The sequence below is a fragment of the Endozoicomonas sp. ONNA1 genome (assembly GCF_024606325.1).
Lineage (GTDB): Bacteria > Pseudomonadota > Gammaproteobacteria > Pseudomonadales > Endozoicomonadaceae > Endozoicomonas_A.
The window spans coordinates 1-2,038 of record NZ_JAHHPN010000118.1 but is presented as its reverse complement, the minus strand read 5'-3'; the positions used below and the strand labels follow the sequence as shown (position 1 = coordinate 2,038).

Below are 2,038 nucleotides of genomic sequence, written 5' to 3'. Positions count from 1 at the left end.
CAGAGCACCTGCCCAATAAGCCAGAAATATTCGATTCCGTATGGCTGAGTACTTAACATTGTCAATTCACTTTTTGCATGTTTTGGCGGGAACTCAAGGCTCCATATTAGCTATATCATCTATACTCGTTCGTAAATTTGTCATACTCTTTATGAGTCCCAAAAAACTTCACAAAAACTCTACCCGATCTGAAATTAATTCCGAGTACAGTTCGATATTTGTTTCCACCAATATCAATAACCCACCAATCTTCCATATACTTGAACCTATCAATCGGGCAGTAGACCACGAGAGCTACTGAACGACCATGATAATAGAGCCGCCGAGAGGGAAAACAACTGGAAGCGGTACAAGCTATTACAGCAGCCAAGATTTAAATGACTGATCCTGTCAAACTAGTCCAGATTTATTACCTTTAGTCTATAGTTATTCTGGCTCTATCCAGTATTTAATCTATACTTATCTCCATAAAATGAAATAAGTGTGGACTAAATGCCAAAGCTTTTTTTCTCAAATACGGCCAGTGAAGCCAAAAAATATGCACTGGCGGTGCAAAAGGGTGAACTAACCAGGATACGCCGGGGAATTTACACAGATGCAGATTATGAGGCTATCCCGCAACTTCTGGCAAACCGTTGGTATGAAGTGGTCTCTTATCTTTTCGGGAAGAATGTGCTGATCGCCTTTCGCACTGCATGTGAACTTAAGCCTGCCGATGGGTCTGTGTTTATCATTGCCAGGGTCAGTAAACGTCGACGGGTTATAGTGGGTGCCGGGATGGTGATTGAAGTGATGCCGGGGGAGCCTGCACTGGGTCGCGAACAGTTTCTGCCAGAATTATTCCGAAGTAATCTGGCCCGGCAGTGCCTGGAAAATCTTGCTCCCTCCCGTTCAACTGCCAACGTCGTAAAATCTTTGGGGGCTGAGTATGTTGAACAGCAACTATGCAAAGAACTGAGGCGAGGAGGTGAATTTCGGTTAAACCAGTTAAGAGATGAAGCCCGGGATCTGGCTACCGACCTTGCGCTGGAGCAGGAGTTTGAAAAGTTCAATAAAATGGTCAGTGCTCTTTTGGCAACTCATAATCCGGCGGAAGCATTGCAAACCCGACTGGCCATCGCGACTGCACAGAGAGAACCGTTTGATTCTGAACGAGTAGATTTGTTTGCCGGACTGGCAAACTATCTTAATCGCTGCGAACTTGACGAAATGCCTTATGACTACCAAGGACGCAGCTGGAAGAATCTGGCTTTTTTTGAAAGTTATTTTTCAAATTATATAGAAGGCACAGAGTTTGAAATTGATGAAGCAGAAACGATTGTGTTCTCCCGTGAATCCATCAATAACCGCCATGAAGATAGTCACGATATTATGGCTGTCTATGATCTTGTCAGTGATTATCAGGAGATGCTGGCAACACCGGATACGGTTGAGACGTTCATTCAGCTGCTAAAAACACGCCATGCGCTAATGATGGATCACCGTATGGAAAAGCGTCCGGGGGTGTTTAAAGAGAAACCAAATAAAGCGGGAGATACCCTGTTCGTCACGCCGGAAGAACTGCAGGGCACATTAGCCCAAGGGCTAGAGATAGGGCAGCGGCTATCGGCAGGTCTGAAAAAAGCAATTTTTATGCAGTTTCTGGTGAGTGAATGTCATCCATTTGATGATGGTAATGGCCGACTATCCCGTATAATGATGAATGCCGAGATGCACTCAGCGGGATTACACAAGCTGATTATGCCAACGGTTCACCGTGACAGTTATTTGAATGGATTTAGACAGGCCAGTCGACAGGGGAAGTTCCGGGCGCTCACCAAAGTCTTTCATCAAATGCATCTCTATACAGCGTCAATGATCAACTGGCAGGATTATGGTGAGGCCCGGCAAGACCTGGAAAGTCATGGTGCTGATAAAATTCCTGATGTCGGGATAGCGAAGTTTAACCAGGTGATCCGGCAATTAGGTGGTGAGTATCCACCTTGATGCTAGCAGCCTGTCGGACTTAAGCGTCCGTAGCGAGGATTGCAAGAAATTG

The 2,038-nt window shown here is 45.4% G+C and carries 2 protein-coding genes; one reads left to right on the top strand and one right to left on the bottom strand.

All coding sequences use genetic code 11. From position 1 onward, the window contains the following. Positions 1-115 precede the first annotated feature (115 nt). Positions 116-256, bottom strand: coding sequence for a type II toxin-antitoxin system HigB family toxin (locus KDK19_RS24260; protein ID WP_368736430.1), 141 nt, complete (start codon positions 254-256; stop codon positions 116-118). Between the two features lie 236 nt (positions 257-492). Between KDK19_RS24260 and KDK19_RS02680 the strand changes: the two genes are divergently transcribed. Next, positions 493-1,986 carry a Fic family protein gene (locus KDK19_RS02680; protein WP_257279569.1) on the top strand — a complete coding sequence of 498 codons (1,494 nt, stop codon included), beginning with the start codon at positions 493-495 and terminating at the stop codon, positions 1,984-1,986. Positions 1,987-2,038: the final 52 nt, after the last annotated feature.